This window comes from Pseudomonas sp. P4_C3 (assembly GCF_056402075.1).
Genome location: NZ_JBFUIC010000106.1, coordinates 21,994 through 28,206 on the forward strand (window position 1 = coordinate 21,994; position 6,213 = coordinate 28,206).

Consider the following 6,213-nt stretch of genomic DNA (forward strand, 5'->3'; position numbering starts at 1 on the left):
ATTGATAACTAATAAATAATCCGTAGGCTGCGATCTTTGGATCTTGAAAATCAAAGTCAAAAGATCGCAGCCTCCGGCAGCTCCTACATAGAACAGGGAATGCGCAGTGAAAAAACTCTTTGGCGCCTCACTTCTCGCCGCTGGCCTGGCCCTGGGCAACATCGCCCAGGCTGCACCGACGCTGCTCAACGTTTCCTACGACGTGATGCGAGATTTCTACAAGGACTACAACACTGCGTTCCAGAAACACTGGCAAGCCGAGCACAACGAAAACATCACCCTGCAAATGTCCTTCGGCGGCTCCAGCAAACAGGCACGCTCGGTGATCGACGGCCTGCCGGCCGATGTCATCACCATGAACATGGCCACCGACATCAACGCCCTGGCGGACAATGGCAAACTGGTCCCGGACAACTGGGTCAYGCGCCTGCCCAACAACAGCGCGCCCTTCACTTCGGCCACCGTATTCATCGTGCGCAAGGGCAACCCGAAAGCCCTGAAAGACTGGCCGGACCTGCTCAAGGACGGCGTTCAGGTCATCGTCCCGAACCCGAAAACCTCCGGCAACGGCCGCTACACCTACCTCTCGGCCTGGGGCTACGTGCTGAAAAACGGCGGTGACGAGAACAAGGCCAAAGACTTCGTCGGCAAGCTGTTCAAGCAAGCGCCAGTACTCGACACCGGCGGCCGTGCCGCCACCACCACCTTCATGACCAACCAGATCGGCGACGTGCTGGTGACCTTCGAGAACGAAGCGGAAATGATCGCCCGCGAGTTCGGCCGTGATCAGTTCGAAGTCATCTACCCAAGCGTTTCCGCCGAAGCCGAGCCACCGGTCTCTGTTGTCGACAAAACCGTCGACAAGAAAGGCACCCGTGCGGCGGCCGAGGAATACCTGAAGTACCTGTGGTCACCGGAAGGCCAGGAGATTGCCGCGGCGAACTACCTGCGCCCGCGCGACCCGGCCGTGCTGGCCAAGTACACCGACCGCTTCCCGAAAGTGGACTTCCTGTCGGTGGAGAAGACCTTCGGCGACTGGCGCACCGTGCAGAAGACCCACTTCAATGATGGCGGGGTTTTCGACCAGATCTACAGCGGTCAGTGATGACCGGACGATAACGAAAAAGGCGACTGGTGCAGGTCGCCTTTTTTGTACGGATCAGAATTCACTGCAAATCCATTGTGGGAGCGAGCTTGCTCGCTCCCACAGGTTCTGCGACCTCCTGCTACATCGGCGGCGTCACGCCGTCCTTGCCCGCCGAGATGGATTGAGCGGTGAGCGTGCCATCAGCGCCCTGCGTGACAAAGGTCACGATCTTCACGCCCACCTTCAACAGGCTGCGATCGGCCGGCACCAGGTTGACGATGGGTACGTCCTCCGGCACCAGAATCTTCTGTTGGCCGCCCTTGTAATTGACGGTCAGCACTCGACCGTTGCTCACCACCAGGTCGCCAACGCTGCCGTTGGTCATGCTGCTGCCTTTGACCAGATCGAAGGGCCGATGACCGTCGCCACTGCCGGCCAGCTCCGGCGGGAAAACATGAACTTCAAGGGCCTTGAGGGTGCCATCCTCCTGGGGAATGGCCGCAGAGCCGATGTAGCTGCCGGGCTTGATGTCTTCGATGTTGGCCAAGGTCACGGCGCGGACCTTGGTGTCCTTGGTCAAATTGATCACCACGTTGTCGCCGCTGTTGGCGTGGACTTTCAGAACGTCCGGACTGACGCCGGTGATCTCGCCGCGCACACCGATGCGCGTGCCCGGTGCGTCTTCGGCCTGGGCCAGGCCAGCGTTGAATACACTGATCAAGCAGACGACTGAAACCCAGCGAATCAGCTGACGAAACTTCACATACATGGAGAGGCCCTCCGGTGACGGGACGTGGAGTGAGAACATAAGCACGCTATCGAACAGGATGTAAGTGAATGTATCATCTACCCTCGATGTTCTGATGCAAGGCACTTCGACACACACGTCCGTCAGTCATTCCGCAATGGAATGATTGCTATCACACCAATCTCACTTCCGCCGTTTCAGTCAGCCCATTAGCCTGCGCGCATTCCTTTCCGTACAGCGAGACCCGTTATGAACCCATCGACCCAGGTGCCCCACGGCACTGCGACAATGACCCCAGGGATGGTGCTGCTGTTCGCCTTCTGCTGCGGCGCTATTGTCGCCAACATCTACTACGCGCAGCCGATCATCGGCCTGATCGCGCCGGACATCGGCCTGACCAACACCTTGGCCAGCCTGATCGTTTCCCTGACTCAGATCGGTTATGCGCTGGGGCTGTTTTTCCTGGTACCGCTGGGGGATTTGCTGGAGAACCGCCGGTTGATGATCATCACCACGCTGGTGGCAATCGGCAGCCTGCTGGGCGCGGCGTTCACCGATCAGCCGAATGTGTTTTTGCTGATTTCGCTGTTGGTGGGGTTCAGTTCGGTTTCGGTGCAGATCCTGATTCCGCTGGCCGCGCACCTGGCGCCGGAAGAAACCCGTGGCCGTGTGGTGGGCGGGATCATGGGCGGTTTGTTGCTCGGTATTCTGCTGGCCCGGCCGGTGTCCAGCGTGGTGGCCGACCACTTCGGCTGGCGGGCGATGTTTGTGATTGCCGCCGTCTTGATGGCAGCCATCAGCATCGTGCTGGCAGTGACCATTCCCAAGCGTGAACCTGATCACAGTGCTTCCTATGGCCAATTGCTGGGCTCGCTGTGGACGCTGTTGCGCAAACAACCGGTGCTGCGCCAGCGTGCGTTTTACCAGGGGTGCATGTTTGCCACCTTCAGCCTGTTCTGGACCGCCGTGCCGTTGGAGCTGGCGCGCAACCATGGTTTGTCGCAAAGCGAGATCGCGATTTTCGCGCTGGTGGGCGCCATCGGCGCCATTGCCGCCCCTATCGCCGGACGCCTGGCCGATGCCGGTCACACCCGCATCGCATCGTTGCTCGCCCTGCTGTTCGCCAGCCTGAGTTTTCTGCCGGCGTTTATCCATCCGGCCTGGAGCGTCATCGGCCTGGCTGTGACCGGTGTGGTGCTCGACTTCTGCGTGCAGATGAACATGGTCCTCGGCCAGCGTGCGGTGTACGCCCTCGACGGCAAAAGCCGCAGCCGCCTGAATGCGCTGTACATGACCAGTATCTTCATCGGCGGCGCCTTCGGCTCTTCGGTGGCCAGCGCGGTGTACGAACAGGGCGGCTGGTTGTGGATCGTGATCGTCGGCAGCGCATTTCCGTTGCTGGCGTTGTTGCGGTTTTTGAGTGTTTCGCAGAAGGCTTCGTTAGCGACGGCATAGATCGCTAAAAGCTTCGTCGGATCGCCGCCCGGAGCAAGCCCGCTTCTACAGGTTATTCGCTAACCTTGTGGGAGCGAGCTTGCTCGCGATTGCTGCCACTCACTGCCGAACCAGCTTCTCCATCGCCGCATCCGCCAGGAAGGACGAGCGGCTTTTTACATTGTGCTCACGCACATACCGATCGATGCGCTGGATCACGTAGCCGGGTAGCGTGACATTGACCTTCTCGGTCTTGCCCATATACGGCGAAATGTCTAGCTCGAGCATTCCCCAGCCCATGTCGGCGAACTCCGGATTACCACGATGCACCGCTGCTGAAGTCGGCATTGGAATCGTCTCTCCATCTGCCGCGATCTCTTGCAGCATGATGTGGGCAATTTCGACAGCAGCGTTATATGCATCTTCAAAGGTATCCCCGGCGGTTACCGCGCCAAGAATATCGGGGATCTGAATACCGATGGCGGTGTGCTCATCGCCCCACTCGATACAAATTGGATATTGCATTATGGATCTCCTGCGTAACTGGCTGGCGGGCAGTACAGCCCGGCGCGCCTCCTGATGCTCTTGACCGTCCCGATCGGCAAATCCTTTTTCGGATGGGGGACGGGAATCGTGTATGGGTTGTATCGGTGAGTGAAGATGTGATGACTGCCAGTGACCCTGTCCAAAGTCCAACCTGCCTCCATCAATTCCTTGATCAATAGCCTGCTCTGCACCACCAGCCTCCTTGCTCCGGCCCAATTAAAGGTAACCCCAGAGTTATCTTTACTCAAGCACAAAATCTCGCAGTACGACGCTCGGTTGTTTTACAGAGTGTGATGCCGCCCATGCCGGGGCGTTATGTGACCGGCCGAGATGGTGTGATCCGTTACGCCGAGGTCAACCCGGATTACACTCAGCGTCCCGAGCCTGAGGCGATGCTGGATACAATTCGCGGTTCGCACTGACACCATTCATCAATTGTGGCGGCGAGCAGGCTCGCTCCCACATTTGATCTCTACAAGGACTTCCGATGGACCGCCTCGGCGCAATGGAAACCTTCGTCTACGTGGTGGAAACCGGCTCGTTTTCCGCTGCCGCCCGGCGCCTGAAGATCGGCCAGTCGGCCGTGTCGAAAACCATCGCGCAACTTGAATCGCGGCTGGCGGTGCGGCTATTGCTGCGTTCGACCCGGGGCCTGACGCCCACCGAGGCCGGCGAAGAGCAATCGGTGATCATCAGCGGCCGGATCCGCGTCAATGCCRCTGAAGGCCTGCGTGAAGCCGTGCTGGCTCATCAAGGCCTGACCATGGCCTCGCAATGGATGTTCGCGCCGGAACTGGCCGACGGCTCGGTCCGGGAAGTGATGAAGGACTGGGCATTGCCGAACCTGGATCTGTGGGCGGTGTTCCCCACGGGGAGAATGGCCAGCGCCAAGGCTCGGGCGTTTGTGGAGTATATGCAGGGGTTGTTGATGAAGTAAGTTTCAGCCCCTCAATCAAGATCAAAAGATCGCAGGCTGCGCCAGCTCCTACATTAAGCGCGTACACAGGTAAATCATCGTCGTTCGTTCCCGGCAATGTCAGACACATGGAGGTTGCTCGTCAAAGCAGGCCAGCAAACGTTCGACCGTTTGCTCAAGTTGTCCGGAGTTGTCAAGCAGGTGCACGGTCGGGTCTTGCGCCAGCAGTTGCTCGCTGAATCGGGCATTGCGTGCCAGGCGCTGATCGATTTCGACCAGCGATTCTCGCCCACGCTCCAGCAAGCGATGGCGCAGTACTGCTTGATCCACAGTCAACAACAGCACTAACACGTTCGGATAGCGCGAACGCGTGTTCTGCAAATGCCCCCGCGAGCCATTGACCAGCACGTCCTGCCCGGCGGTCAGCCAATCGTCGATTTCCCGCGGGATGCCATAGGACAACCCATTGGCGTGCCAGCTCAAGGCAAATGCGCCCTGGGCCTCCATATCGGCGAACTGCTGTGCACTGACACCCAGCGCCGCTTCGCCCACGGCTTCGGCCGAGCGAGTGATGACCCGCCGCACAATGCGGCAGCCGCGATCGGCCAACCGTGTTCGTGCAGCATCCAGCAGGCTGTCCTTGCCCGAACCTGAAGGCCCGATGAGATAGATCAACCTGCCTGACATCAAAACACCCTCGTTGCTTGTCGCCATACTTGCTGGACCACCGGCAGACCCTCTGCGGTCAGATCTGCGGCGGCCACGTTACCCGAGTGCGACTCGCCGCGCACGATGTTCGGTGTGCCCATCAATACATTCATGCCGCGCTCCCGGTAACCACGCCTCGACGGTGGTCGGGAACTCGGCGATGGTCATGCCGCAGCGTGATGAGTTCGTCCATCTGAGTCGTGGTCAGGTGGTACTTGCTCATGTAGTACTCACGGTACTTGGATTCCAGTACTAACTGGCGCTGTCCCGGCGAGTGGTCCATCACCGACACCAACTGCACCAGCGGGTTCTCCACCCGATCGCGGAACACGCTGAAAATGTCCGGGTGGCACAGCTCGCGGCGCAGGTGCAGGCGGTGTTCGGCTCGGGTCAGTTCGGCGTCGGAGGCTGTGGGAAGGTGGTTTGCCCGCGATGACTATGTGTTGGGCGCATCTGTTTTGATTGTGTACATATCCGTTTTAGCGGTAATGGCCACTATTGSTTCCGCCCTTACGGCGGGTCACTTGGAAGAGCCCCAAGTAACCAAGGGCTYTTGCCCCTGACRTTCGGTGCCTCGCTGWGGCTCGGCATGCCCTCGCTCCGGTCCTGCTCCGTGGGCCCGCCGCCATCGGCCATCCATGGCCCAGAGTGTGTAAAAACTGGTTCAAACATCGTCGACACTAGCGCCGACGATGTTTGGCTGGCTAACTACACCTAAAGCGCTCTTCGTAGCTCCAGCCCGCTTTTAATGCCACCAGTAACGCTTCTCAGCTC

Annotated in this window: 8 protein-coding genes and 1 pseudogene; 4 read left to right on the forward strand and 5 right to left on the reverse strand. The window is 59.3% G+C overall.

What is annotated here, in order from left to right:
* Positions 1-106 precede the first annotated feature (106 nt).
* Positions 107-1,105, forward strand: coding sequence for a sulfate ABC transporter substrate-binding protein (locus tag AC1DVH_RS17525; protein WP_477754873.1), 999 nt, complete (start codon positions 107-109; stop codon positions 1,103-1,105).
* Between the two features lie 121 nt (positions 1,106-1,226).
* Here the strand turns inward: AC1DVH_RS17525 and AC1DVH_RS17530 are convergent, their stop codons facing one another.
* Entirely contained in the window at positions 1,227-1,856 is a 630-nt protein-coding gene (locus tag AC1DVH_RS17530; protein WP_477754874.1) for a hypothetical protein, read from the reverse strand.
* A gap of 228 nt (positions 1,857-2,084) precedes the next feature.
* Here AC1DVH_RS17530 and AC1DVH_RS17535 point away from each other — a divergent pair, with 228 nt between their 5' ends.
* The gene (locus tag AC1DVH_RS17535; protein ID WP_477754875.1) at positions 2,085-3,290 is read left to right on the forward strand and encodes an MFS transporter; all 1,206 of its coding nucleotides are present in this window, start codon (positions 2,085-2,087) and stop codon (positions 3,288-3,290) included.
* A gap of 99 nt (positions 3,291-3,389) precedes the next feature.
* On the opposite strand, the gene AC1DVH_RS17540 is transcribed toward AC1DVH_RS17535, so the two are convergent.
* Positions 3,390-3,794 (reverse strand): type II toxin-antitoxin system HicB family antitoxin, encoded by a 405-nt coding sequence (locus AC1DVH_RS17540; RefSeq protein WP_477754876.1) that lies wholly within the window; start codon positions 3,792-3,794, stop codon positions 3,390-3,392.
* A complete protein-coding gene (locus tag AC1DVH_RS17545) occupies positions 3,794-4,006 on the reverse strand; it encodes a type II toxin-antitoxin system HicA family toxin (RefSeq protein WP_477754880.1) in 213 nt (70 codons plus the stop codon). Before AC1DVH_RS17545 ends, AC1DVH_RS17540 begins: the two co-directional genes overlap by 1 nt.
* A 102-nt stretch (positions 4,007-4,108) precedes the next feature.
* On the opposite strand from AC1DVH_RS17545, the gene AC1DVH_RS17550 reads away from it, so the two are divergent.
* Positions 4,109-4,237 carry a hypothetical protein gene (locus AC1DVH_RS17550; protein ID WP_477754877.1) on the forward strand — a complete coding sequence of 43 codons (129 nt, stop codon included), beginning with the start codon at positions 4,109-4,111 and terminating at the stop codon, positions 4,235-4,237.
* A gap of 65 nt (positions 4,238-4,302) precedes the next feature.
* On the forward strand, positions 4,303-4,752 hold the full coding sequence (locus AC1DVH_RS17555; protein ID WP_477754878.1) for a LysR family transcriptional regulator: 450 nt from the start codon (positions 4,303-4,305) through the stop codon (positions 4,750-4,752).
* A gap of 99 nt (positions 4,753-4,851) precedes the next feature.
* Here the strand turns inward: AC1DVH_RS17555 and phnN are convergent, their stop codons facing one another.
* Positions 4,852-5,418: a phosphonate metabolism protein/1,5-bisphosphokinase (PRPP-forming) PhnN gene (gene phnN, locus AC1DVH_RS17560; RefSeq protein ID WP_477754879.1), complete on the reverse strand. Its 567-nt coding sequence runs from the start codon at positions 5,416-5,418 to the stop codon at positions 4,852-4,854.
* Positions 5,419-5,462: 44 nt separating this feature from the next.
* Positions 5,463-5,848, reverse strand: a pseudogene (locus tag AC1DVH_RS17565) (alpha-D-ribose 1-methylphosphonate 5-triphosphate diphosphatase); the annotation flags it as partial.
* Between the last annotated feature and the right edge of the window lie 365 nt (positions 5,849-6,213).

Coding starts and splice junctions, on each gene's coding strand:
- AC1DVH_RS17550 (WP_477754877.1), top strand. CDS start 4,109: ATGCCGCCCATGCCGGGGCGTTATGTGACCGGCCGAGATGGTGTGATC.
- phnN (WP_477754879.1), bottom strand. CDS start 5,418: ATGTCAGGCAGGTTGATCTATCTCATCGGGCCTTCAGGTTCGGGCAAG.
- AC1DVH_RS17530 (WP_477754874.1), bottom strand. CDS start 1,856: ATGTATGTGAAGTTTCGTCAGCTGATTCGCTGGGTTTCAGTCGTCTGC.
- AC1DVH_RS17535 (WP_477754875.1), top strand. CDS start 2,085: ATGAACCCATCGACCCAGGTGCCCCACGGCACTGCGACAATGACCCCA.
- AC1DVH_RS17540 (WP_477754876.1), bottom strand. CDS start 3,794: ATGCAATATCCAATTTGTATCGAGTGGGGCGATGAGCACACCGCCATC.